The sequence below is a fragment of the Rhizobium sp. Root1334 genome (genome assembly GCF_001426665.1).
Lineage (GTDB): Bacteria > Pseudomonadota > Alphaproteobacteria > Rhizobiales > Rhizobiaceae > Pararhizobium.
In genome coordinates, this window is sequence record NZ_LMEY01000027.1 from 242,762 (window position 1) to 268,629 (window position 25,868).

20 protein-coding genes and 1 pseudogene are annotated in these 25,868 nt (G+C 57.7%); 9 read left to right on the top strand and 12 right to left on the bottom strand.

Annotated features, from left to right (window positions below):
- Positions 1 to 184: 184 nt before the first annotated feature.
- The 5 genes from ASD36_RS23105 to ASD36_RS23125 all read right to left on the bottom strand — a co-directional run bounded on the left by ASD36_RS23105 (position 185) and on the right by ASD36_RS23125 (position 8,400).
- Positions 185 to 1,789, bottom strand: a complete 1,605-nt coding sequence (locus tag ASD36_RS23105; RefSeq protein WP_060511874.1) for an arylsulfatase — start codon at positions 1,787 to 1,789, stop codon at positions 185 to 187.
- 195 nt (positions 1,790 to 1,984) lie between these two features.
- Positions 1,985 to 2,791, bottom strand: coding sequence for an IS66 family transposase (locus tag ASD36_RS23110; RefSeq protein ID WP_244489867.1), 807 nt, complete (start codon positions 2,789 to 2,791; stop codon positions 1,985 to 1,987).
- Positions 2,792 to 2,865: 74 nt separating this feature from the next.
- Complete coding sequence (locus ASD36_RS23115) at positions 2,866 to 3,645, bottom strand: hypothetical protein (RefSeq protein WP_060511876.1); 780 nt, start codon at positions 3,643 to 3,645, stop codon at positions 2,866 to 2,868.
- Complete coding sequence (locus tag ASD36_RS23120; RefSeq protein ID WP_060511878.1) at positions 3,642 to 6,983, bottom strand: VPA1269 family protein; 3,342 nt, start codon at positions 6,981 to 6,983, stop codon at positions 3,642 to 3,644. Before ASD36_RS23120 ends, ASD36_RS23115 begins: the two co-directional genes overlap by 4 nt.
- Positions 6,973 to 8,400 (bottom strand): hypothetical protein, encoded by a 1,428-nt coding sequence (locus ASD36_RS23125; protein WP_060511880.1) that lies wholly within the window; start codon positions 8,398 to 8,400, stop codon positions 6,973 to 6,975. Before ASD36_RS23125 ends, ASD36_RS23120 begins: the two co-directional genes overlap by 11 nt.
- Before the next feature lie 756 nt (positions 8,401 to 9,156).
- Between ASD36_RS23125 and ASD36_RS30360 the strand changes: the two are divergent.
- Positions 9,157 to 9,294 (top strand): annotated as a pseudogene (locus tag ASD36_RS30360) (GapR family DNA-binding domain-containing protein); the annotation flags it as partial.
- Between the two features lie 124 nt (positions 9,295 to 9,418).
- On the opposite strand, the gene msrA reads toward ASD36_RS30360, so the two are convergent.
- From msrA to ASD36_RS23155, 4 genes are all read right to left on the bottom strand, one after another.
- Complete coding sequence (gene msrA, locus ASD36_RS23140; protein WP_060506521.1) at positions 9,419 to 9,940, bottom strand: peptide-methionine (S)-S-oxide reductase MsrA; 522 nt, start codon at positions 9,938 to 9,940, stop codon at positions 9,419 to 9,421.
- Positions 9,940 to 10,386, bottom strand: a complete 447-nt coding sequence (gene msrB, locus ASD36_RS23145; protein WP_060506522.1) for a peptide-methionine (R)-S-oxide reductase MsrB — start codon at positions 10,384 to 10,386, stop codon at positions 9,940 to 9,942. Before msrB ends, msrA begins: the two co-directional genes overlap by 1 nt.
- Before the next feature lie 280 nt (positions 10,387 to 10,666).
- On the bottom strand, positions 10,667 to 12,529 hold the full coding sequence (locus ASD36_RS23150) for a DUF882 domain-containing protein (RefSeq protein WP_060506608.1): 1,863 nt from the start codon (positions 12,527 to 12,529) through the stop codon (positions 10,667 to 10,669).
- Between the two features lie 184 nt (positions 12,530 to 12,713).
- Positions 12,714 to 14,264: a sigma-54 dependent transcriptional regulator gene (locus ASD36_RS23155; protein WP_060506523.1), complete on the bottom strand. Its 1,551-nt coding sequence runs from the start codon at positions 14,262 to 14,264 to the stop codon at positions 12,714 to 12,716.
- 204 nt (positions 14,265 to 14,468) lie between these two features.
- On the opposite strand from ASD36_RS23155, the gene ASD36_RS23160 reads away from it, so the two are divergent.
- The 3 genes from ASD36_RS23160 (at position 14,469) to ASD36_RS23170 (ending at position 18,305) form a co-directional block, all read left to right on the top strand.
- Positions 14,469 to 16,331: a M3 family oligoendopeptidase gene (locus ASD36_RS23160; RefSeq protein WP_060506524.1), complete on the top strand. Its 1,863-nt coding sequence runs from the start codon at positions 14,469 to 14,471 to the stop codon at positions 16,329 to 16,331.
- Positions 16,332 to 16,521: 190 nt separating this feature from the next.
- On the top strand, positions 16,522 to 17,679 hold the full coding sequence (locus ASD36_RS23165; protein ID WP_060506525.1) for an aminodeoxychorismate synthase component I: 1,158 nt from the start codon (positions 16,522 to 16,524) through the stop codon (positions 17,677 to 17,679).
- A complete protein-coding gene (locus tag ASD36_RS23170) occupies positions 17,676 to 18,305 on the top strand; it encodes an aminotransferase class IV family protein (protein ID WP_060506526.1) in 630 nt (209 codons plus the stop codon). The genes ASD36_RS23165 and ASD36_RS23170 overlap by 4 nt, the downstream gene beginning before the upstream one ends.
- Positions 18,306 to 18,311: 6 nt before the next feature.
- On the opposite strand, the gene ASD36_RS23175 is transcribed toward ASD36_RS23170, so the two are convergent.
- On the bottom strand, positions 18,312 to 19,220 hold the full coding sequence (locus tag ASD36_RS23175) for a GGDEF domain-containing protein (protein WP_060511885.1): 909 nt from the start codon (positions 19,218 to 19,220) through the stop codon (positions 18,312 to 18,314).
- A 276-nt stretch (positions 19,221 to 19,496) separates the two neighbouring features.
- A complete protein-coding gene (gene hppD / locus ASD36_RS23180) occupies positions 19,497 to 20,612 on the bottom strand; it encodes a 4-hydroxyphenylpyruvate dioxygenase (protein ID WP_060506528.1) in 1,116 nt (371 codons plus the stop codon).
- Between the two features lie 129 nt (positions 20,613 to 20,741).
- Between hppD and ASD36_RS23185 the strand changes: the two genes are divergently transcribed.
- Entirely contained in the window at positions 20,742 to 21,221 is a 480-nt protein-coding gene (locus tag ASD36_RS23185; RefSeq protein WP_060506529.1) for an Lrp/AsnC family transcriptional regulator, read from the top strand.
- Here the strand turns inward: ASD36_RS23185 and ASD36_RS23190 are convergent.
- Entirely contained in the window at positions 21,218 to 21,673 is a 456-nt protein-coding gene (locus tag ASD36_RS23190; protein ID WP_060506530.1) for a MarR family transcriptional regulator, read from the bottom strand. The genes ASD36_RS23185 and ASD36_RS23190 overlap by 4 nt on opposite strands.
- A gap of 66 nt (positions 21,674 to 21,739) precedes the next feature.
- Here ASD36_RS23190 and hmgA point away from each other — a divergent pair, with 66 nt between their 5' ends.
- The 4 genes from hmgA to ASD36_RS23210 all read left to right on the top strand — a co-directional run bounded on the left by hmgA (position 21,740) and on the right by ASD36_RS23210 (position 25,713).
- Positions 21,740 to 23,095, top strand: a complete 1,356-nt coding sequence (hmgA, locus tag ASD36_RS23195) for a homogentisate 1,2-dioxygenase (RefSeq protein WP_060506531.1) — start codon at positions 21,740 to 21,742, stop codon at positions 23,093 to 23,095.
- 208 nt (positions 23,096 to 23,303) lie between these two features.
- Positions 23,304 to 24,320, top strand: coding sequence for a fumarylacetoacetate hydrolase family protein (locus ASD36_RS23200; RefSeq protein ID WP_060506532.1), 1,017 nt, complete (start codon positions 23,304 to 23,306; stop codon positions 24,318 to 24,320).
- Positions 24,321 to 24,330: 10 nt separating this feature from the next.
- Entirely contained in the window at positions 24,331 to 24,972 is a 642-nt protein-coding gene (gene maiA, locus ASD36_RS23205; protein WP_060506533.1) for a maleylacetoacetate isomerase, read from the top strand.
- Positions 24,973 to 25,065: 93 nt separating this feature from the next.
- Positions 25,066 to 25,713, top strand: coding sequence for an alpha/beta family hydrolase (locus ASD36_RS23210; protein WP_060506534.1), 648 nt, complete (start codon positions 25,066 to 25,068; stop codon positions 25,711 to 25,713).
- Positions 25,714 to 25,868 lie beyond the last annotated feature (155 nt).

Genomic DNA, 25,868 nt, shown 5'->3' on the forward strand with positions numbered 1-25,868 from the left:
ATTCGCGTAAAACGCGAGAATGTCGGGCAGCAAAATAGCCAAATGCGCGAGATAAGTTGTAAGCGGTGTGCCCATCGCACCGGGCAAGAAAATCGAGGCGACTCCAATCCACCTTTGGGTATGGGGTTGGTGTGGGCCTGGCGACGCCATTGCCACCTCAGAAAGGCGACAATGGCGAGCGGCGCTACCTCGATGCAGGCGTAGACAACTGTTCCACGATTTTATCGAGGTTGAAGCTCGCGGGTTTTTGCCTCGGTGGGAATTCCTTGAAACTGCTCAGCCATTTGGCTGCGAAGGCTTGTAAGGGTACCTGTACGAACGCACGTTCCGCGACCCACTGGTCATACAAGATCGACTGATCCCCCCGCTCGAACGGGTCAGAGAGCAGATTAAACAGCTTCGGAAGCCTCAACTCTTCGAAGCCGCCCATCCAAACCCCCAGCCTCTGGTGGTTCTGCTCTAAGAACACCGCCTTCCACTCGTCGTAGCGGATCGCCACAAGCTGGCCGTCGTCGTTCCAGTACACGAATGCGTTTCGGGGGCTCTCTTTCACTTCGCCCTTGAAGAACGGCATGAGATTGTAGCCATCCAGGTGAACCTTGAAGGTCTTGGTGCCGAACTGGCTACCCTTGAGGCACTTTTCCACGACATCCGGATCGCCGCCTGCGGCAGCAAAGGTCGGGACTAGATCGTAGTGGGAGAAAGGTTCGTTGTAGGTCGTGCCTGGCTTGATTGTTCCTGGCCAACGGATCAGCATCGGAACCCGATAACCGCCTTCCCAGTTGGTTGCCTTCTCACCACGGAATGGTGTGTTTCCCCCATCCGGCCATGACATCACCTCTGCACCGTTATCCGTCGTGAACACGACAATCGTGTTTTCCGTGACACCAAGATCGTCGAGCTTCTGGAGCAACTGGCCGACGTAGCCGTCGAGTTCCACCATCCCGTCCGGATAGACGCCCAGACCTGTCTTGCCCTTTGAGGCTGGCTTGAGGTGGGTCCACACGTGCATCCGGCTCGGATTAAAGTAGCAGAACCACGGTTTGTCGGCGTTATGCTGGCGGTCGATGAAATCGAGGGCCGCACCCAAAAACTCCTCGTCCACTGTCTCCATTCGCTTGGTGGTAAGCGGTCCCGTATCTTCGATCTTGCCGTCCGCCGACGATTTGATCACCCCGCGCGGGCCAAACCGCCTCGCGAATTCGGGGTCTTTGGGATAGTCCGGATTCTCAGGCTCTTCCTCGGCATTCAGATGGTAGAGGTTCCCGAAGAACTCGTCGAAACCATGATTTGTCGGAAGAAATTCGTCCTTGTCTCCAAGGTGGTTCTTGCCGAACTGACCTGTGGCATAGCCCAACGGCTTGAGAAATTCCGCCACGCTAGGGTCCTCGGCCCGGAGACCAATATCGGCACCCGGAAGTCCAACCTTAGTCAGGCCAGTGCGGATCGGAGATTGACCCGTTATGAACGCGGCACGACCGGCCGTGCAGCTTTGCTCGCCGTACCAGTCAGTGAACATCGCACCTTCGTGACCGATACGGTCGATGTTGGGCGTCCGGTACCGCATCATTCCGTGATTGTAGATACTCGCATTAAACCAGCCGATGTCATCCGCCATGATCATGAGGATGTTTGGCTTTCCGCCAGCACCACCAGCCGTAGACGCCTGCTGGGCGTTTGCCGTCGTTGGTTTGACCATTGATGCCCCGGTCGCAGCGAGAACTGTGCTTGCAACGAGCAGATCGCGGCGACTTAGGCCGCGATGGGGTTCAGGTTTCTCATTTGACATTCGATAGCCTCCTTCGAGAGACGGCTGAGCCCGTCATTGCTGAAATTTATAGAGGAATCCAAAGAAGAGAAGTACGTTACAGTTACTTCGACGAACGTACGCAGAACTAAGTGCTTATGGCGCGACTGAGGCGGTTGGGGCACCGGTTACTAGACCGAATGATTCCACGGTAGGAGTTCCTCAATCCGGCTCTGCTTATAGCCTCCAACGATGGCGGTGAGCGTGGCAATCAGATAGGCCTGCGGATCGACAGAATTGAGTTTGCATGTCTCGACAAGCGAGGCGATAGTCGCCCAGTCTCGGCTCCGGTATCATGGCCCGCGAAGAGTAAAGCTTCAGGCCATCCCAATACTTGGCGATGTAGGCCAAAGCCTCGCCGAGCGGGGACTTCGTTGCGACGCGGGCGCGGTGATAGGCGAGCCAAGTCTGCAAGTCAGCCACGAGCGGCGCTGACCGTTCCCGCCGACCTGCAAGGCGAGCCTCTGGATCAAGGCCGCGCAATTCGGCTTCGATGCGATACAGCTCTCCGATCCGCTTGACGCCGTCCTCGGCAATCGGTGCTGATCCGTTGCGGGTGATCTTGATCAGCTTACGACGAGCGTGTGCCCAACAATAGGCAAGCCGAATGTCCGCGCAGACGCGGTCAGGTGCGATCAGTCTGTTGTATCCGGCATAGCCATCGACCTGCAGAACGCCCGAGAACCCCTGCAATATCCGTTCCGCATGAAGGCCCCCGCGACCGGGAGTATAGGTGAAGGCGACGCCTGGCGGAGCGCTGCTGCTCCAAGGGCGATCATCCCGTGCCAGCGCCCAGAAGTATCCAGTCTTGGTCTTGCGCGAACCGGGATCGAGAACCGGGGCACGGGTCTCGTCCATGAACAGCTTGGTCGAGCGCTTCAGATCGGCAATCAGCGCATCGAAGACGGGACGCAATTCGAACGCTGCCCGGCCGACCCAATCGGCAAGCGTGGAGCGGTCGAGATCGATGCCCTGGCGGCTCATGATCGCCGATTCTCATTTGCCGCTTCTAACCCAGTCATCCGCGCATGCGTAAGTACCAGCACAACTAGGATTGCTCAGTTTAACGTAAACTTCCCAAGCTTTGAGAGCGTGGACATTTCATCCGGCGTAACAAGCTCTGTTCCCGATCCATAATCCATTTTAACGCGCCCAGCTCTGTATATTAGGCCCATTTCTGCAAGAAAATTTGTATTGGTCAGGCGTTTTAGCAGTTGATGTATTATCTTTTCTTGGTGCTCAGGTATACTCGTGGGAATTCTACCCAGAAGTTCTTCGATTGTCGTTTCCTTCTTAACGGAATTAAGATCGATACCGGTCATCTTCCGAAGCAGTTCCCGGGCCACGTTCAACTCCCTCGCAGCCTGCTTGCCATATTCCAACGCTTTCCTGACTTCGAGTTGATCTGACGGTGAAAGCTTGTCTATGATCTCATCAACGACAGTTGACGGGCTGTTCTTGGTTTTCTGGCGCGATCCGTATCGTTCAACGACGAGAGCTTCGAGATAATTGAGCATGTCTTTGTCATGACGGATTGTTCCCGCCTTCGGCCCCTTCCATTGCGTCTCGACCCCCTCCATTCTCGCCCGCATCTCGACGTATGCATGAACGTCTTCCGCTACTAATATCTTTCTGGATGGGCGAAATCGCTTTGTGTCAAACTGGCCCTTTTGGGCCATCTGGAAAGCCTTTCCAGAAATAATATCCTGGCAGGCAATCTCCAGATGATCGAGGGTCACGCGGCGTTTTCCAGTGGTGTCATTCGCAGCATCATCACGCATTTTCTTCATGTATGATGCGGACGTGGCATCGCTACCGCCGTACTTTAGCGTCTTCATTTTGCCGTTATCCTATCGAGCGAAAGAACCCCTTCCTCGATTGCTTCTTTCCATGCGGCCAACGGTGGAAAGCTTTCGGAACTAAAACTGCTGTCGATCAGAAGCTGAAGCATGCTGGGTTCTGGGAATTTATCGAGGATTGTATCCCCTACAGCAATCATTGCTCGACGTTCTGGTACATTTGGTCGATACACCACATCGGCAAGCGAATTCGAACGAACAATGGCGTGTATAACCCGCTGCCACTCAAGTTCGACACTCGGATCAAAATCCACGCGCAAGGCCGGGCGTAGCTCCAAATCCTTAATCAAGGTGTGTAGAAGCTCAAACTCATGTACCTCCCGCATTTTAAATTCCAAGTCGAATCTCCCAGATTGAGGACCGAAAATGGCGTTGGGTCCGATCTTCGCAGCAGCAGCTTCATACTTCTTTATGTTGAGGAACTCAGCTTGATGCTCTTTCTCCAGATTGGCTCGGTGCTGAAATTCTCGTTGAATCGCTGACCTGATTGTCGCTCCAGAGCCACCGTCCTCTTCTACTTTCTCAAGGCTGCTATTCAAATCGGCGCTCCTACGTATTGATTGCCGAATCTCCCATGCCAGCATGTTTGTCCGCGTGCACAATCCTTGGAGGTTCTTGGGACCAGTTGCTCTATGCACGCACGAGGAACAAGCGTGCCGCCGCCAAACCGGGGTTGGCCGTCGGTTAACAGTTGGACCACCAGTTTCGCAGGTTCCGGTGCAGATGCCGTGATCGAACAAAACGAAAGGGGGTGGAAGTTCAAGTTCGGCCGCATTTCTCAAAGCTCTCGCCGCGACCGTGGGTCCGCCCTCCAAGTCTTCAATCTCCTTTGCCAACTCATGCAACGCGGTCTTGTCGCCCTCACTTGCTTTCGCGAGCATGGCCTCTTTTGACTTCATTGCTGTTCTCAGCGCTCTATACGAGTCCTCGTCTGAAGGATTGAAATAGTATTCTGCCATGTAAGGGTTTTTGTGACCTAACAGGGCCTGGGCATCCTCCGGCGTTCCTCCTGCTTGTCGCAAGTGCGTGTTGGCAGAAACCCGAAAGGCATGAAGCTGTATCAGCGCCCGACCGTCTCGAACTAACGTGACGGGGTAGCCAAGTTTTTCTTTAAGAATAGGTTCGCAGTGCTCCAAGAGTTTTATATAATACCACCTGACCTTCTCTCCTGATATCGCTGTAACAAAACCTCCGTCCGGCTCTCTGAACGCTGGGAATACATCCGCTGTATTTCCGAGGTTCGCGAAATCCGAGCTGTCTCTGCTATCGATAGCTTTTATTGGCCGACTAATAGGATTGTAGGTTTCTTGGAGCTTTACGAAATTGACAAACGCCTCCGCGATGTCGAGATCACAGTAATCAAAGCCGTAGGCCCCGGTTTTTCCGGAAGCAACGAAAACACGAGGGATGGTTCTAGGCGACCCCGACTCAATGATTTCAAGGCCCTGAAGGAAACCGACCTGCCTTCCAACTTTTACCGTCACAAGGGAATTCTCAACCATCGACTCCGTATGTGGGTCATAGCGGTACTCATCGCCCTCTCCACTGTCGAGGTAGCGAGCAGACTTCAGGCGAAGCCCATACCTCATAATTGCCATGAGTATCAGAGGTACGGCTGGCCAAAAGTGGTCGCTCCAGTGATCTTCGCCTGGAGTTTTCAGCCTTCGGTATTGCTCAGGCAAGGAGCGAGCAAATGCGAAATCGTCTCTGACGTGCTCGTCATATATGATCTGATAAATATCATGCTGAATCGCCTTTCTTGCTGACTTCGCCTTTCGGCTTTTTTCTCTCACTGGAGGATCAAGCTTCGCATCGAATGGGTTATGAGCATTCCCGACCATCCCATTTGCGGCGCGGAAAAATGTCCATGCCCGTTGCATCACACTGATTGCGCGGATTTGAACTTGAGGATTGAGATCGTTCTCTCGAAGGAAGTTGACGAACGTGCTGTCGCCTTCAAACCCGCTATTCACGTGCTTGAGACGATCAACTTCCATAAGTGACTTGGGGGCGAGGTCCTCTCCAAGACAATAGAGGTAGATTAGCCATGCGTTCTGGCAATCTATAATTGTACTGACAGTTTGGACGCCATAATGAGTCAGCGTTGACGTCATATCGTCCGCCCAATATTTGAGAAATGATGGGACGCTAGTTACTTCTTTTCCCGCAATACGCGCCGCCAACTGTGTGTTCTTCTTCGATGGCGCGCGGCACCAATCGAAAGGCCTGACGCCAGGCGAAGTAAGTCTCTTCTTCTGTAGGAAGAGGGGAGCTTCGGGTCGCGTCTTCAAGTCCACGTTAAGGTGCGCCGCTAATCGCTTATAAGCGTGATTGGTCGCGGACGAGGTAACCTCGTGATATCTTACCTCGTTCTGCCTCACGGCAGACGATTTCAACACCACCAATGCGGCAGGACAGAACCGCCGATATTCCCACATGCTGCTAGAAAGCGCGGCAATCACGAAGACATTCAGCGATGTCTTGAGAGTCGACTTCGACTTGTCTTCTTCAAGGCGTAGACCATGCTCAGCGACGTCTCGTAGTTCCGGGCCCAGTGATAGCCAGGACAAAAGCGGTCGATATTTGTTCGGGTATAAATTGCGAATGTCGCTCAGGAATGATTGTGGGAACAACCATATCCCCTTGGTAACCAGGTACTGTCCGAACCAAGCGGGCGCATAGCGTCTGCCGTCACCTTTTCTGCTGCCCCCCTTCATATTGACGACCTGTACACGAAAGAAATCGTCAACCATCGATGCGAGTTCATCGAAGAATTTTTTTGTGTCCTGAGCCTGATTTACTCGCGCCGCCAGGCTGGCCCACCCGACAACGCAGGTCTGGCCCAAGGATATTGTCTCATCCAAATTTCCATCCGATAGCCTTTTGACAATCCGCAATTGATCATCCCGAGACATTTGTGCGATCATTTCTTTCGGAGTAAGTCCCTTCGCCGAAAGCCTTCTGACCGGCTTACCATCACGATTCCCGGCCAACGCCCTTCTGACTGCGCCGCTTTCAATGAGGTAGAATTGAGATTTCATCGGATGGGCGATAAACGCGTAAGGTATGGCGTCGCGTCCCTCCACGCCTTGATTGAAATTCATCGCACCGTATTTTGCCTCTATTTCTCCGCAAGGCATGGCCCAAAGATCATAGAGCGCCTGCCGAAAGACAGCCTCAAAATCAGCGAACAGCTCCACCAACTCCGAGCAGCTGGGTAAACGTCGAAGGACAATCTGGCTGGAAACGTTTGTGATGCAGCCACCGTCCTCGGCCGACGAGACGGTGTTTTCGTCATCAACGAACTCAATGATCACGTCGCGCTCCCAAAGCAGATTTCAGGCGTTCGTACGCTGCGATCTCAGCACGTCCGTAGACCTCTTGGCTCTCGATACTCTTGTGGTGCATAAAGATTTGGATTTCGCTTGACGACAGGCCAAGCACCTTGTCGCACACCCATTTGTAGTGATGGCGGGCGGAGTGAAGCGTATAGCCCGAGAGGCCGCTTCGGTGACACGCCAATTGGAATGCTCGCGACGCATTCTTGTAGCGAAGATAATTACCGTAATACGGTGTATGAGCCGCTGAATTACAGAAGAAGAACGGTCCGCGACTTTCACTTGGAGCTGATCTGTGGAGCTGAAGAATTTTCCCAATCAGCCGGTCAAATTCCCTTGCATAAGCATCGTTCGTCCAGAAGGCCCAGCTTAAACGCCTATCCGGGTCCGACAAAACGGGCGACTTCCACCCTGCCGCAGGCCCAATGTCGAAGGCCGTTCGTGGGCGCATCCCCAGCGATTCGAGCTTATCTGTTCGTGTATAGCTTCCGTGTGACTCAGCTATGCTGCCGGTGTACGTGCTGCGTTCAGGATGACACAGTAGGATGAGGGGTTCACCCGCGTTTTCATGGCCCGTAAATTCTGAGCTATACGAGCTAGGCAGAATGTCGCACGTCCATAGGTTAAGACCCTCGGATATGCGGATGCCCGTCCCAAAGAGAAGCAACCATAACGCACGGAAGAGATAGTTTCCTTCGTTTGCGATTATCGCTCCAGTCTCGGCCAGTGTAGGTGTCTTGGTTCTCGGGGCACTCCTTCGCACTTTCGATCCCTTGATCTGTTTAAGCTCACGGGGGAAAACCGGATCGAATCCAATAATTGCCTCCCAGTTCTCCCGCTGGATCGAAAGATGGGAATAGAAATCGTTCTCGGGACGTTTTTTCGCAGCAAGCTGAAATACGTCCGAGTCGTTGCTAAACGCCCTTCCTAACGGACTGCCACGGTTAGCGTAATGCTTCTGGCAGTACCTGGCGAACAACGCGATGAGACGTAACTCATCCGCCGCGACCTCATATGTAACAGCTTCCCAATGAGGAAATGGACGTTTAGCGATGTTCGAAGGGGAATGCAGGCGTAGAAATAGGTAGTTCCATATTAGCAGGTCTACATCGGTAGAGACCTCAAATTCAAAATTGGGATAGCGGGCCCAAAACTCGTACAGTCGCCCAAGAACGTTAACGGCTCGCCGAAGACGCTTTGGTGCAATCTTTGTGAGTTGGGAACGTGCCCAATGGAACGCCTCCTCAGGGAAGACAAGGTTTCCATCCACCTCCAAACATAACACTGGCATGCTAGTTACGGGTTGAAGAGGGTATACTTTTGGCGGCTGGACGGAAATCTCGAACACCGCCGCTAGCGTCTCTCGAACTTCAGCCTCATGAGTGTATCGATCCATGTAGCGCTCCTTATGGGCGCATCTGAAGTTTCTTGCCTTGTATTGTCAAATCGGGGGCGAAAGGAGTTCTGTTGCTAACTAACGCCCTGGTTTTAAATAAATTATTGAAAAGAATTCCTTCGCGCGCGGTACATACACGGGTCCTAAAAGAAATTCTAAGAACGTCACAATTCCCTTATAACTTGCACAAATGAGCAAAAAAAAATTTGCGGAAAACTGTGTTTTGGCTTATTGGGGCCATCCGGGTCCCACGTTTGAGATATCCGCCAGCGAGCACATTGTGTAGGGCCCTGCGGAAGGACCAAATGTCGGGCGGAGCGACGGAAATACGGGCGTTCAATGCCTTCGATTCTATTATCCCTACGACGATTTTACACCAAGAAACCGCTAGGCACAGTGAGAGGTGTGCCCTTTTGGCGGTTGAGGGCACGGAGTGTCTTAGATGCTTCATCTCCGAGTGCAGGGGGGAACTGCCAAGAAAAGCGGGATGCGGGCCGAAGCCCGCATGCTTTTTTGTCCCGTGGGCGAGCCTGCCATGACAGAACCTAATGTCAACGGCCTGATGGGCCGTTCCCCTAACGGTGACATTAGGTTCCTTACATGGCCTGCTATTGGCATCGGGACGGGGAACATCAGTTCCGCCTCCGGCGGGTTCGATCCCTCCGGGGGATCGAACAGGGAACAAGCTGAACGCAGGATGCATATAACAACGTTTGAAGCGCTCAGACCTAGAGCATAGATTCACGATAGGGGTGAATAGGCTTCGACACGAAGATCCTGAAAAAGGTCATTGCCATCCGCAAGCAGGACAAGGACGAGCGCGCCGAACAGGAAGCCATCCTCGACACCTACCTCGCCGCACTGGGCATGATCGAAGCTCCAGACGCCGAGTAAAGCCGTCGGGGAAAATGGATGCCGCTGCAATCGAAACCGTTGCAGCATAAACACCGAAAAGGCCGGTCTCGACCGGCCTTTTGTCATTTTTGAACGCTCTATGAATTGAGCGACGAGAATCGTCTCACGCGGCTACTTCGCTGCCCTTGTCCCGGCGCGGCAGTTTCCAGCCAGGACGGATGAAATGGCAGGTATAGCCGTTCGGAATCCGCTCCAGATAATCCTGGTGCTCGGGCTCAGCCTCCCAGAAATCGCTGACAGGTTCCACTTCCGTTACCACCTTGCCCGGCCACAGGCCTGAAGCGTCGACATCGGCAATCGTTTCAGCCGCGACGCGCTTCTGCTCCTCGCTGGTGTAATAGATGGCCGAGCGATAGCTGGTGCCTCTATCATTCCCCTGCCGGTTTTCTGTCGACGGATCATGAATCTGGAAGAAGAATTCCAGGAGATCGCGATAGCTGATCCGCGCCAGATCGAAGGTGATTTCTATCCCTTCGGCGTGACTGCCATGATTGCGATAGGTCGCATTGCGGACATCGCCACCCGTGTAACCCACCCGGGTATCGATGACGCCGTCATAACGGCGAATGAGGTCCTGCATGCCCCAGAAGCAGCCACCGGCCAATACTGCGCGTTCGGTTGTCATCAGATATCCTCCACCTGTGCGAGATAGTCGCCATAGCCTTCCGCTTCCATCTCGTCACGCGGGACAAAACGAAGCGAGGCCGAATTGATGCAGTAGCGCAGTCCACCACGATCGCGCGGACCGTCGGTAAAGACATGGCCGAGATGGCTGTCGCCGTGGGCCGAACGGACTTCCACACGCACCATGCCATGCGATACATCGCGGAGTTCAGCGACATGGGCCGGTTCGATCGGCTTGGTAAAACTTGGCCAGCCGCAGCCGGATTCATACTTGTCGGACGACGCAAACAATGGCTCGCCCGAGACGATATCGACATAAATTCCCGGCTTCTTGTTATCATTGTATTGCCCGGTGCCCGGCCGCTCCGTGCCGTTCTCCTGCGTGACGCGATACTGTTCCGGAGACAGTTTCGCAATCGCTTCCGGGGATTTGCTGTACTTCGGCATTCGCACACTCCTTGTCCGTTTCAAACGGGATCATCTTTCCGGCCTTCCAGTGCATGCGTACCACGTCACGCAGAAAACTACAGCGAGCGGGGAAACGCGCAGCCAGCAAAAGAGATGACGGGGATATAGGAACGCAGGTGGGCTTTCGCCACAGGCGCAGGCGACAGAAACTCTTCCTCAGCCGCACATTTCCGTGATGCCGGCGGACCGATGCTACGGGGTCAAAATGCAAAAAGCCCGCTGTCGCCAGCGGGCTTTTCCTGATGTTTCACCAGTTGTTTCAGTTGGTGCTGAATTTCTTCACTTCCAGGAAGTTGACGGCGTTGCCGCTGAACCGGGCCGTGTCGGCGGAAACCGCTTCGTTCGAGAAGCCCGCCGAATAGACCGTCGTCGGCGAAGCGCGCAGCGCCTTGCTGACAAAGCGCGGTGCCTTGACCGGCTTGGACAAGGTCGCCATCCGGCCGTTGGTCAGAGCCCAGGAGGAAATGATCTGCTGCGTCAGCTTCGGCTCGGTCCGCACGGACGAACGGGTCGCTGCATCGGCCTCCTGTTTCTTCGGACGCTTGCCCTTGGCGGGCGCTTCGACATTGCCTTCAAAAGCGTCATCAAAGACTGTGGCGCGCGCTGCGGCACCCGATTGCGGCACGAACGCAGCCATTTCGACAGGCTGTTCCTTCTGCGTCGGCTGCGCCAGCGCAACGCGTGTCTGCGCTTCGGCTGCAGCTTCCACCGGCTGCTGTGCAAGAGCGACCGCCTGCGGCTGTACCCGTTCGGCAAACGACGGGATGGCAACATTGGCGTCGGCGACAGCCATCAGCGCTTCTTCGCCCGCAGGCCGCGCACCGGGAACCGGGACGAAGCCGAGAGCTGCGACATCTTCCGGCAACACCGCTGCATTCGGGTCGGTGGATGCCATCAGCGTATCGCTGCCTGCATCACCGTTCGCACCACGCTTGCCGAGCATCTGCGGCACTGGAATCTTGTAGGCGGTCAGATCCGCATATTCGCTCTCGGCCGTCACCGCCGGCGTCGGCAAAGCGGCAGCCCAGGCTTCCTGCGAGGTTTCCTTGGTCGGTGCAACCAGCGCCGTCTGAATGCCGGCATCGGCATCCCTGAAGGCCGGCCTTACACCGGGAACGGGAGCAGCGACAGCCTTCTGCTGGGCCTCTGTCTGTGCAACGGAATTCTCGACGCCAGGCAGAGCCTGTTCTGCCGCAGCAACCTGCGTGACCTTCGGCTTCGCAGCCGGCTGCTCGTCAGAGCCTTCGAGATCGGCATTGGCAATTGCGTTGGGTTCTTCATCCTCGTCGCCACCACCGCCAAACAGCATGGCAAACAGATTGCCCTTGCGCTTGGTGGTATCCTTATCGCCGGCACCCTTGGCGCCGCCGCCCGCGACTTCGATGCCGCTGGCGCCAACACGGCGCTTATAATCTGCAACAGCCAGTTCATAGCCCGGCAACGGCTTGCCGTCGGCCGGGACATGCAGGGTCTTGCCGTCGGGGAACAGCCGCACGAGTTCGTTGCGGTTCATGCGCGGCCAGGCGCGAACGCCGCCGACGTCCATGTGAATGAAGGGCGAGCCGGATGTCGGGTAATAGCCGACGCCGCCAACCTGGAACTTCATGCCGATTTCACGCACGGTCTTGAGCTTGACGTCAGGCAGATAGAAATCCATCGCCTTGCCGAGCATATGCTGGCTCTTCTTGGCCACACCCTTGGAGCGCGACCGCAGCATGCCGTTGGTGGCTGGCGAACGATAGGCCGAAACCACGTGAATATAATCGCGCGAACCGCTCTTCTGGTAAACTTCCCAGACAAGGTCGAGAAGACGCGGATCCATCTTCGTCGGCTCGTTGCGGCGCCAGTCGCGCAGGAAGCGGTTGATCTCCTGCAGACCCTTGGCGTCGTAGCGGCCATTGCGCTTGAAGGTGATCGACGCCTTTTCCTGGGTATGGATGAAATAGAGTTTGAGCGTCCGCGTCTGGCCCGCAGCCTCTACAGGAGGCGCAAAGCCAGGCGTGACCATGGAGGCTGCGATCAGAAGCGATGCGAGAACACGCGGCGCCTTACGGGCCGCCGCGGCGCAAAAGCGGGCTATCACGGAGCCGCTAGGCTTCTTGAATCCGAACAAATTTTGCAAACTCAATCCCCGTCCGACGGACAAAGCGTCCCGTGGCTGCTCAGATGACTGTCAATTGCGGTGACAGCATGGCAAATATGCCACAGTCATCGGTTATCCTTATAATATAGTGAATGGTTCACTAACAAGGTCTAAACGACAACAGCCAAATGCGACGGATCGTTACGGGTTGTTATCCCTGGTTTTACGCGGCCTCGCTGAACGGATCGTCCGGATTAATGCCATAATCCTTGAGTTTACGGTACAAAGTCGAGCGGCCAATGCCGAGTTTGCGGGCCACCTGGCTCATCTGCCCCCGGTAGAACTTCAACGCAAACCGAATCAGTTCCTCTTCCACATCGGCCAGCTTCCGCACATTTCCGCCATCATCGATGCTGGCGATCGCATTGTCTGGATGCTGATCCGGCGCCGAGTTGCGCAAATCCACCTTCTCGGCAGCGCTGAAATGCGGGTAGACCGGCGGCAGATAATTGGCCTCAGGGACTGTTCCCTTTGCCGGTCCGGTTTCCTCCCAGGTAAAGCCCGACTTCTCCGCGACGACATAGCCAGGAATCTGCGTAGCGATCTGCGGGAAGTCCTTCACCGTCAGTTCGGCACCCTCAGCAAGCACCACGGCCCGGAAAATCGCATTTTCCAGCTGGCGGATATTGCCCGGCCAGTCATAGGCGGTCAGAAGCGCCATCGCCCCACTCGACACCGAGAGCGGTGACGCCAGCCGCTGCTCCACTGCGAAGCGTTCAACGAACGTGCGCACCAGAACCGGAATGTCTTCCTTGCGCTTGCGCAGCGCCGGCATGGCAATCGGGAAAACGTTCAGCCGGTAATAGAGATCTTCGCGGAAGCGGCCTTCGCGCACCTCGTTGATCAGGTCCTTGTTGGTGGCCGAGATCAGCCGGACATTGACCTTCTGCGGATGACGGGCGCCGATGGTTTCGATCTCGCCCTGCTGGACAGCCCGGAGCAGCTTGACCTGGACGTCGAGCGGCAGATCGCCGATTTCGTCAAGGAACAGCGTGCCACCGTCGGCATCGGCAAACTTGCCGATATGCTTTTCGGTAGCGCCGGTGAAGGCACCCTTCTCATGACCAAAGAGAATGCTCTCGACCAGATTATGCGGAATGGCGCCGCAATTGACCGTGATGAACGGCTTGCCGGCCCGCTCGCTGGCATGCTGGATAGCCCGGGCGACCATTTCCTTGCCAACGCCGGATTCCCCTTCAAGCACGATCGGAATGTTCGACTGTGCAGCACGGCGCGCAAGATCCAGCACACGGATCATCGCCGGGCTTGCCGAGACGATATCGTCGAACCCGACCGTGCCGCTGCGCGACCGTTTTGCCGCGCGGCCGCTCTTGCCTTCGCGATGGTCCATCTTCAGCGCATTGGCGATCGCGACGGAAAGCCGTTCGGGCGATACGGGCTTGACGACGAAATCGAAGGCACCGGCCTGCATGGCGAGCACCACCGTCTCGATGCCGCCCTGCCCGGTCTGTACGATGACAGGTGTATCGATGCCGCGCTCGGCGATCGCCTCGAGAAAACCATGACCGTTCATTTCCGGCATCATCAGGTCGAGAAGGATAACACTGATCAGCCCGCGCTTGCGCTCCAGCAGTTCAAGACCGCTGCGGCCATTGTCGGCGAGATGGGCAATATGACCGAGACGCTCGATCATGTTCGTCAGCAGCCGGCGCTGAACCGGATCGTCATCGATGACGAGAATTTGGGATGTCATGAAGGCCTCCTGCTTTCCGCGTAGAACCCGATCGCCACATCATGTGCCGCATCGTGAGAAGCATTCCTGTCAGAAAGGCCTGAAAATCCTCTTTTGAGAAATGCTTGCATTTTATCCATTGCCGACGTTAGGTCATGGCCCCATATCCGATCTCTGCTTCGCCGCCCAAATCCGGGCCGGCATCGACAAAAAGAGTGACCGTCCATGCATCATTTCTTCGACTTCCAGACATCGTCGCGCATCGCGCTCGCCGCCTCGTCCAGCGGCGCACAGGCTGCCGAACTCGGTGACCTGCCCTCCTGGAAGCTGGAAGATCTCTACCCCTCGGCAACGTCGGCCGAATATCTTGGCGACCTCGAGAAGGCCGACACGTTGTCCAAGGCATTCGAGACCAAATGGAAGGGCAAGCTGGCCAATGCCGCAACGCTTTCCGGTGACGGCGGCATCGGCACTGCCGTGCGCGAATATGAAGTGCTGGAAGATCTGATGGGCAAGATCGGTTCCTTTGCCGGACTTACCTATTTCTCCGACACATCCAATCCGGCCAATGGCAAGCTGTATGGCGATGCCCAGGCCAAGCTCACCGACATGGCAAGCCATCTTCTGTTTTTTGCGCTGGAACTCAACCGGATCGACGACGCCGTCATCGACGCCGCGCTGGAGAACGATAAGCTGGCCGCCCACTACAAGCCCTGGATTGTCGATCTGCGCATGGACAAGCCCTATCAGCTCGACGACAAGATCGAGCAGCTGTTCCTTGAAAAGTCGATGACCGGTGCCAGCGCCTTCAACCGCCTGTTCGACGAAACCATGGCGTCACTGACCTTCGAGGTCGATGGCGAGACGCTGCCGCTCGAAGTGACGCTCAGCATGCTGCAGGAAGCCGATCCGGAGATCCGCAAGAAGGCGGCGGCAGCGCTTGCCAAGACCTTCAAGGACAATATCCGCACCTTCACGCTGATCACCAATACGCTCGCCAAGGACAAGGAAATCTCCGATCGCTGGCGCGGCTTTACCGATATCGCCGATAGCCGTCATCTGGCCAATCGCGTTGAACGCGACGTGGTCGATGCGCTCGCCGCCGCCGTTAAGGATGCCTATCCGCGTCTGTCGCACCGCTATTATGCGATGAAGGCAAAATGGCTCGGCATGGAACAGATGGAATTCTGGGACCGCAACGCGCCGCTGCCGGAAGCGCCGACGACGCTGATTCCCTGGAGCGAAGCCAAGGAGACCGTGCTGTCGGCCTATGGTGGCTTCGAGCCGGAAATGGCCGATATCGCCCGCCGCTTCTTCGATGGCGGCTGGATCGACGCGCCGGTTCGCCCCGGCAAGGCGCCGGGCGCCTTCGCCCACCCGACCGTGCCTTCGGCACATCCCTATGTGCTGGTCAACTATATGGGCAAGCCGCGCGATGTGATGACGCTCGCCCACGAGCTTGGCCATGGCGTGCATCAGGTTCTGGCCGGCGGCCAAGGCGCGCTGATGGCCTCGACACCGCTGACGCTGGCAGAAACCGCCTCCGTCTTCGGCGAGATGCTGACCTTCCGCGCCCTGCTCGACAAGACCAAGGACAAGCGCGAACGCAAGGCCATGCTTGCCCAGAAGGTCGAGGACATGATCAACACGGTCGTGCGCCAGATCGCCTTCTATGAATTTGAGCGCAAGGTTCACACCGCCCGCAAGAACGGCGAGTTGACCGCCGACGATATCGGCCAGCTTTGGCTGTCGATACAGGAGGAAAGCCTCGGCCCGGCCATCCGCATTTCAGAAGGCTACGAGACCTATTGGGCCTATATCCCCCACTTCATTCATTCGCCGTTCTACGTTTACGCCTATGCCTTCGGCGATTGCCTGGTGAACTCGCTCTACGCCGTCTACCAGAAGGCCGAAACCGGCTTCCAGCAGAAATATTTCGAACTTCTGAAGGCCGGTGGCACCAAGCATCACTCCGAGCTTCTCGCTCCGTTCGGGCTGGACGCCACCGATCCGTCGTTCTGGGCACAGGGCCTGTCGATGCTGGAAGGGCTGATCGATGAGCTTGAGGCGCTTGATAGGCAGGCATAATTCTTGAGCGGGAACTGGCGATGACAGGGTGCTTTGCGGATGCCGGCGTGGATCCTCGGGTCAAGCCCGAGGATGACGTTCCGTGCGCTTGGCTGATTGGAACCATGTTGCCGGAACTCCATAGGCACCCCCATTCTCCGTCATCCTCGGGCTTGACCCGAGGATCCACGCCGACACAAGCGTGAGCAGCATGACCGGCACCGGCCCCTATGTCCTTTTCCGGGACGACAGCGAAGACAGGACGACTGTCTTTGCCGAGCCCTCACGCGTCATCACCGCCCATACGAAGGCGGAGTTCTGGCGCGGACTGAAGGACATGGAGGCCGCCCACAAGGCCGGAAAGTGGTTGGCCGGTTTCATGAGTTATGAAGCGGGCCACCTGTTCGAACAGAAGCTTGCCCCCTTCGCCGAAGAAAACCGCCGTACGCCGCTGATGTCGTTCGGGGTGTTCGACGGTCCGGCGGAAGGGCATACGCTGGCGGAGCCTAGGCGCCGCGTCGAAAACGAGCCGTTCATCACCGAGCCGCGCGCCAGCTGGAATTTCGAGACCTACAAGCAGCGCTTCGACCGGCTGCACCAGCATTTGCGCCAGGGTGATTGTTACCAAGCGAACCTGACCATGCGGATTGATGCCCGCTGGAACGGCGATCCACTTTCCGCCTTCTGGTCGCTAATCGAGCGGCAGCCGGTCAAGTATGGCGCACTGGTTTCGCTCGGCGGCCCGATGCTTCTGTCGCGCTCGCCCGAACTGTTCTTCCGGGTCGACAAGGACGGCTGGATCGAGACGCATCCGATGAAGGGCACGGCCCGGCGCGGCGCGACGCCTGCAGAAGACGAAGCCCTGATCCGCGAAATGCGGGAGGACCCAAAGTCCCAGGCCGAAAACCGCATGATCGTCGATCTCCTGCGCAACGACATTTCCCGCATCGCCGAGGTCGGCACGCTCAATGTGCCGAAGCTGTTCGATATCGAGACCTATCCGACCGTGCACCAGATGGTCAGCCATGTGCGGGCAAAACTTTTGCCGGATATCGGCATCACCGAAATATTTGAAGCACTTTTTCCGTGCGGCTCAATCACCGGTGCGCCCAAAATGCGGGCAATGGAAATTCTGCACGATCTGGAAGACGGGCCGCGCGATGCTTATTGCGGCTCGATCGGCTTCATCGCTCCGGATGGCACGATGCGCTTCAACGTCGCCATCCGCACGTTGTCGCTGTTTCCGGACGGCGAGGCCATCTTCAATGTCGGCGGCGGCATCGTCTTCGATTCCACCGCCGAGGCCGAATATGAGGAATGCCTGCTCAAAGCCCGCTTTGCCGTCGGCGATACATGGATTGACCGATGAGCGATTTCTCGCTGATCGAAACCATGCGATGGGAGCCCGGCACCGGCATCGTCCGCCTGCGGCTGCATCTCGCCCGGCTGAAACGATCGGCGGGACGGCTGGGGTTTGCGGGGGCGGAGCAGGCAGCAGAGAAGCTGGCCGACATGCAGGGCGAAAACCTACCCCTCCGCGTCCGCCTGACGCTCAGTCCCGTCGGCGAGATTGCCGTCACCACCGCACCGTTCTCCCCGTTGCCCGAGGACACCATCTGGCGTGTCGCAATCGCTTCAACCCAACTCGATTCAACCAACACACTGCTGCGCCACAAGACCACCCGCCGGGAGATCTACGAAGCTGCGCGCGCCGAATATCCGGCGGCAGACGCGGACGAGGTCCTGTTGCTCAATGAAAAGGGCGAACCCTGCGAAGGAACCATCACCTCGATCTTTCTCGATGACGGCACCGGCATCCTGAAAACACCACCAATCTCCTGCGGCCTGCTGGCGGGCGTGCTGCGAACCGAGCTCATTTGCGCACGCCGCGCCCGCATCCAGCGCCTGACACTGGCCGACCTGCAAACCGGCACGCTTTACATGGGCAACTCGCTGCGCGGACTGATCCGTGCAGAACTCCAGCCGGAAAACTGACGCTATTCAGCGGGCGCCGACCGCCATCCGGTCACGGCCGGAATGCTTGGCATCGTAAAGGGCCGCATCGGCACGCGAATAGATTTCCTTTGCCGTCTCGCCCCGCTGCAGGGCGGCAATGCCGGCTGAGCAGGTGTAGGAAAACAAGGGAACCGACAGCAGCGGGCGGGCCGTGCGCACCGTTTCCAGCACCCGGGCGACGATCCACTCCCCTTCGGCCAGAGTCGTTTCCGGAAAGATCAGCATGAATTCCTCGCCGCCGATGCGCCCGAAGCAATCGTGCCGCCGGACGATCGGGTGAACCCGCCGGGCAAAGTCCAGAAGGATCTCGTCACCGGTCTGGTGGCCATAGAGATCATTGATGCCCTTGAAGAAATCGATATCGAGAATGGAAATGCAACCGCTGACGGGACCATGCTGCGGTTGGCTGCAGATCATCGCCTCCAGCTGCGTCATCATGTAACGGCGGTTGGAGATACCGGTCAGCTCGTCGGTTTGCGACGCCTTGAGCGCGAGGTCACGATCCTGCCGCAGGGTCCGTTCGTCGGCACGCAGATGCGTGATGTCATTGGCGATGCACAACATCCAGCCGCTGCGATTGACCGTCTCGGTCATCCAGAGCCAGCGGCCGTCGACCAGATCAGTCTCGAACGCCCTGAATGGCACCTTGCCGCGCCGCGACTGCGCGGAAACGACCCAGGCCTCGAAATCCGGCACGCTGATCACAGTGCCGAGACCAAGCGCATGATTGCGCCGCATCAGGTCCGGCCAGAGCGGGGTTTCCGTCTCATCCAGCGCAAAAGCTGAACGAAAAGCCCGGTTGGCATAACGCAGGCGATCCTGTTGATCGTAGAGCCCGATGAAGACCGCAGTATCATCCCGCAACGACGCCAGTCTCGCCTGTAAGTCATCCATCGCACTGATTCCGTTTCACCGCAGACACGGCGCCAACCATATCGTTCACCATGTCAAATTAATGCGGAATGTAAGACTTCCCCCTATGGGCAATCCTCATGCTTAACAAAACCTTTCCACATGTAGCAAAGCGAAACAATCCTTGCGCTGCAACCGGTAGCGCCGTTCCTCGATGAAAGACGGCCATTTCGAGGAACCCCGGAGGCTTCCTGACCCGAAACGCAAAAGGCCCTGCCGGTCGACAACCGGCAGGGCCTTTGATGGAGAAATGCCTGTTTACTCGGCGGCCGCCGCCGGCTTCAGCACACCGCGACGGATCTGGTCGGCCTCGATCGATTCGAACAGGGCACGGAAATTACCCTCGCCAAAGCCTTCGTCGCCCTTGCGCTGGATGAACTCGAAGAAGATCGGCCCAATCACGGTTTTCGAGAAGATCTGCAGCAGGATACGCGTCATGCCACCATCGACCACGCCCTCGCCGTCGATCAGAATGCCATGCTTCTTCATTTTTTCGATCGGCTCGTCATGGCCGTTCACGCGGGCATGCGACAGGTCGTAATAGGTTTCCGGCGGCCCCGGCATGAATTTCAGGTCGTTGGCGGCCAACTTATCGGTTGCCTCGTAGATGCCGTCGGTTCCAACGGCGATGTGCTGGATGCCCTCGCCCTTGTACTTGCGCAGATATTCCTCGATCTGGCTGGTATCGTCCTTGGACTCGTTCAGCGGAATGCGGATCTTGCCGCAGGCCGAGGTAATCGCCCGGCTCGTCAGGCCGGTGATGCGGCCATCGATGTTGAAGAAGTGAATCTGCTTGAAACCGAACAGTTCGCGGTAGAAATCCCACCACGTGTCCATGTTGCCGCGATAGACATTGTGGGTGAGGTGATCGAGATAATAGAAGCCGACGCCTGCTGGCTTTGGATTGCGTTCGCCGAGCCATTCGAATTCGGCCTCATAGGGCGAGCCTTTTTGGCCATAGGTATCGATGAAATAGAGCAGTGAGCCACCGATACCGACGATGGCCGGTACGTCCAATGCCTTGTCGGTGCCTTCATAGGGCGTCGCGCCTTTTGAGACGGCATGAGCGAACGCGTGTTTTGCATCCGAAACGCGCCAGGCCATGGACGGCGCACAGGGGCCGTGATCCTCGACGAAGCGCATGGCGTGGCTGCCGGGCTCGGCATTCAGAATGTAGTTGATGTCGCCCTGACGCCAGACGCTGATATCCTTGGAGCGATGCTTGGCAACGCAGGAATAACCCATGCGGGTGAAGAGTTCGCGCAGCTTTTCAGGCTCAGGATGGGCGAATTCAACGAACTCAAAACCATCGGTTCCGGCCGGGTTTTCAACAGTAATGCCGGTCGGCGCGGTATCATGCGGGAAGGGGCCCATCGTTCTCTCCTTTGAACGTCAGAATTTGGGGCCATGATGACGGAAACTCCGCGCATTGTGCTTGCATTCTTGCACGATTTGGCAAAATCTACGCACGGATCATGCGTAACTTGGTGAATTGACGCACAGATGGAACAGCTGGACGGATATGACCTTAAAATCCTCTCCGAATTGCAGGGCGATGGCCGCCTGACCAACAACGAACTGTCGGAACGGATCGCCCTGTCGCCGTCGCAATGTTCGAGGCGGCGGGCAAGACTTGAGGCGGAAGGCTTCATCCAGACCTACCGCGCAGTACTCGATCGCGGCCGGCTGGGGCTTGACCTGTTGATCGTCATCGCCGTGACGCTCGCTACCCACAATCGCGACAATGCCAAGCGTTTTGCTGCGCTGATTGCCGACCTGCCGGAAGTGCTGGAATGCTACGCGCTGACCGGCGAAATGGACTATCACCTGAAAGTTGTCACACCTGATCTGGCCGGGCTTGCCCATTTCGTCAATGACGTGCTTCTGCCACATGACAGCGTGCAGCACGTCAAGACATCGATCGTCCTCGCCACGCTGAAGGACTTTGAAGGGCTACCGGTGCGCCAGCGCGGCAGGTCTTAGCGCGGCCGTTTCGCCATCGCCTTTTCGACGGCGGTCAGCCCCGACGAAAGTGCCTGCAAACCCTCCTGCCCTACCAGTTCGGACAATTCCAGCGAATAGTCGCGCGCCAACCGCGTCAGGTCTTGGTACGCTTTTGCCCCGGCGGTTGTCAGCTCGAGATGCTCGGCACGGCGGTCATCTTCATCCCGTGTCCGCTTCAGCCAGCGGCGCTCCTCCAGCGCAAACACGGCACGGCTCACCTTGGTCTTATGCATGGTCGAATGAGTACCAACCTCCGTCGCCGTCATCCGGCCTGAGCTGCCCAACGCCGCAAGTGTGCGCCATTCCGGCCGCGTCATCCCATATTCCGCCTTGTAGGCGGCGGCAAAGCGCAGGGCGATGAATTCCGCCGCGCGATTGAGCCGGAACGGCAGAAATTGATCGAGATCGAAATCGCCTTGCCCGTCGCTCATGACGTCCTTGATGGTTACAAAATAGACAGTTACATTTGTAACCATTGAATGAAGGAGGAACAAGCCATGCTGGAAAAAAACCGGACGGCCACTGTTGATACACTCGCCAACAGCCCGCAATATATGCCCGGCTTCGGCAACGACTTCGAGACCGAGTCCCTCCCCGGCGCCCTTCCGCAAGGGCAGAACAGCCCGCAGAAATGCAATTACGGTCTTTATGCCGAGCAGCTGTCAGGCTCACCCTTCACCGCGCCACGCGGCACCAATGAGCGCTCCTGGCTTTATCGCATCCGCCCGAGCGTGCACCATACCCGCCGCTTTTCCAATGCCAGCTACCCCTTCTGGAAATCGGCGCCGTGCCTTGACGATCACTCGCTGCCACTCGGCCAGCTCCGCTGGAACCCGATCCCGGAACCGGCTGAAAAGCTCAACTTCCTCTCCGGCATCCGCACCATGACGGCCGCCGGCGACGTCATGACCCAGGTCGGCATGGCGGCCCATGCCTATGTCTTCAACGATGACATGACCGACGACTATTTCTTCAATGCCGATGGCGAACTGCTGGTCGTTCCGCAACTCGGCACCATCCGCGTCTTCACCGAAATGGGCATCATGGACGTGGAGCCCTCGGAAATCTGCCTGATCCCGCGCGGCATGATGTTCAAGGTCTCGCGGCTCGGCGAAGGCTCCACATGGCGCGGTTATATCTGCGAGAATTATGGCGCCAAGTTCACCCTGCCGGATCGCGGCCCGATCGGCGCCAACTGCCTTGCCAATCCGCGCGATTTCAAAACGCCCGTGGCAGCCTACGAGGACAAGGAAACACCCTGCCGCGTACATGTAAAATGGTGCGGCAAATTTTATGTCACCGACATCGGCCATTCCCCGCTCGATGTCGTCGCCTGGCACGGCAATTACGCACCGTTCAAATACGATCTACGCACCTTCTCGCCTGTCGGCGCCATCCTGTTCGACCACCCGGACCCATCGATCTTCACGGTGCTGACCGCGCCGACCGAAGAAGCCGGCACCGCCAATGTCGATTTTGTCATCTTCCCACCGCGCTGGCTGGTGGCCGAACACACATTCCGCCCGCCGTGGTACCACCGCAATATCATGAGCGAATTCATGGGCCTGATCCACGGCCAATACGACGCCAAGGAAGAAGGCTTCGTGCCCGGCGGCATGAGCCTGCACAATATGATGCTGCCACACGGGCCGGATGCGCCAGGTTTCGAGAAAGCCTCCAACACCGAACTCAAGCCGGTCAAGCTCGATCATACGATGGCCTTCATGTTCGAGACCCGCTACCCGCAGCAACTCACACGCTACGCTGCCGAACTCGAAACATTGCAGGACAATTATCTCGAATGCTGGGACGGGCTGGAGCGCAAGTTCGATGGCACGCCGGGGATCAAGTAAGGTGGAAACAGTTGCCCGACCTGCAATGATCCTCGCCCCTCATCCGCCCTGTCGGGCACCTTCTCCCCGTCGAGACGGAGAGAAGGACCAAGCGGCAAACTCTGTAATCCCCTCTCCCCGCCTGCGGGGAGAGGGCTAGGGTGAGGGGCAACCCCGCAAAGACATCCGTCGGCCGTGTACTGTAGAACAAACAACGAAAGCCAAAACCATGAAGCTCGCCACACTCAAGGACTCCACCCGCGACGGCCGCCTGGTTGTCGTCTCTCGCGATTTGACCCGCTGTTCCGAGGTCGGCCATATCGCCCGCACGCTGCAGGCGGCACTGGACGACTGGGCCTATGTCGGCCCGCGGTTGAGCGAGGTGGCCGAAGGTCTGGAGACCGGCGCCCAGCCCTCCATCCGCTTCCACGAACATGAGGCCACGTCCCCCCTGCCGCGCGCCTATCAGTGGGCGGACGGCTCGGCCTACGTCAATCATGTTGAATTGGTCCGCAAGGCCCGCAACGCCGAAATGCCGGCTGCGTTCTGGACTGAGCCCTTGATGTACCAGGGTGGTTCGGACTCGTTCCTCGCTCCCCGCGATCCGATTGTCATGGCGGACGAGGCCTATGGCATCGACATGGAAGCCGAGATCGCCGTCATCGTCGATGACGTGCCGATGGCAGCCACCGTCGAGCAGGCAAGGGCCGAGATCCGCCTGATCATGCTGGTCAACGACGTCTCCCTGCGCGGCCTGATCCCGGCCGAACTTGCCAAGGGCTTTGGGTTCTTCCAGTCCAAGCCGTCTTCGGCCTTCTCCCCTGTTGCGGTGACGCCGGAAGAACTCGGTGATGCCTGGGATGGCGGCAAGCTGCATCTGCCGCTGCTTGTCGATCTCAACGGCAAGCCCTTTGGCCGCGCCGATGCCGGCATCGATATGACCTTTGATTTCGGCCAGCTCGTTGCCCATGCCGCGAAAACCCGGCCACTCCGCGCCGGCACCATTATCGGCTCCGGCACTGTCTCCAACAAGCTCGACGGCGGCCCCGGAAAACCGGTCTCGCAAGGCGGCGCCGGCTATTCCTGCATCGCCGAAATCCGCACCATCGAAACCATCGAGAAGGGCACCCCAGCCACCCCGTTCATGCATTTCGGCGATACAGTCCGCATCGAGATGAAGGACAAGGCCGGCCATTCGATCTTCGGCGCGATCGAGCAGACCGTCACGAAATATGAACCCCGCTGAGGCTGCCCCGATGAACGATACCATTTTGTTCGACTACTGGCGCTCCTCTGCCAGTTATCGGGTGCGGATCGCGCTCAACGTGCTGGCCATCCCTTACAAATCAGTGCCTGTCGATCTTTTACGCGGAGAACACAAACAACCGGAACACCTTGCCCGCAATCCGCAAGGGCTGGTTCCGGCCCTGCAGATCGGCGGTCACATTTTGACCCAGTCGCTTGCCATCGTCGAATATCTGACGGAAACCCGGCCGGACACCACGCTTTTGCCCGCCGATCCACTCGGACGCCACCGCGTCCGCGCGCTATCCTATGCAATCGCGATGGACATCCATCCGGTCTGCAATCTCGGGGTCGCCGCCTATGTCATGCAGCAATCCAGCGATCCCGATGCGGCGCGCTCCGCATGGATGCGCAAGTTCATCGGCGAAGGCCTAACCGCATTCGAACGCCTGCTCGACAACCCAGCAACCGGCAGCTTTTGCCACGGCGACACCCCGAGCATGGCCGATCTCTGCCTTGTGCCGCAGGTCTACAATGCCCGGCGTTGGAATGCCGATCTGTCGGCCTGCCCGCGCACGGTGGAGATCGCCGACAGATGTGCGGCGCTACCGGCCTTTGCCGCAGCCCATCCGGATCAGGTTGCCCCAAAATAACCGCGGCAATTATCAATCCACTTTTCCACGGAAGCCGTTTTTGGCACAAGGGTCATACCGGTCGATGACGGCCGCCTGGGAAGAGGCTTTACCATGGATCAGGATTTTCTCATCGACGGACCGGCCGATGCGGCCGTCACCATCCTGCTTGCCCATGGCGCCGGTGCCCCGATGGATTCCACATCGATGAATGCCGCTACGGCAGCGCTTGCCGCTGCAGGGTTTCGCGTCGCCCGGTTTGAGTTCGGCTACATGGCTGCCCGTCGCAGCGCCGGAACCCGAAAGCCGCCCCCGAAAGCTGAGAAGCTGATCCCCGAATACATGGCGGCCATCGCGCGGCTCGGTGCCAGCGGACCCTTGATCATCGGTGGAAAATCGATGGGTGGCCGCGTTGCCAGCATGGCGGCCGACGATCTTTTGCTGCAGGGTGCCATCACCGGCTTGCTCTGCCTCGGCTATCCGTTCCATCCGCCGGGCAAACCCGAAAACTTGCGCACGCAGCATCTCGCTGAGCTGAAAACGCCGGCGCTCATCTGCCAGGGAACCCGTGATGAATTCGGAACGCGCGAGGAGGTTGCAGGCTACGCGCTGTCCGGCAGCATCCGTATTCTGTGGCTTGAAGACGGTGACCACGATCTGAAGCCGCGCAAGGCGCTCTCCGGCTTCTCAACGGCCGATCACCTGAAGAGCATGGCTGAAACAGTCAGGGACTGGTCCGCCGGAATAATCGGGACAGCTTGAAAACGGCCTCGCCTACCATCCACAAACCTGTCATCGGCGCCGTGCTACAAACCGGCTGAGTTGCCGTGCCGCCCTTTATTGTGACAGAAATCTATGCTCTAGGGCCTTTCAACCAGAGGGCAGTCACGGTATGCCCTCCATATCCAGACGAACCC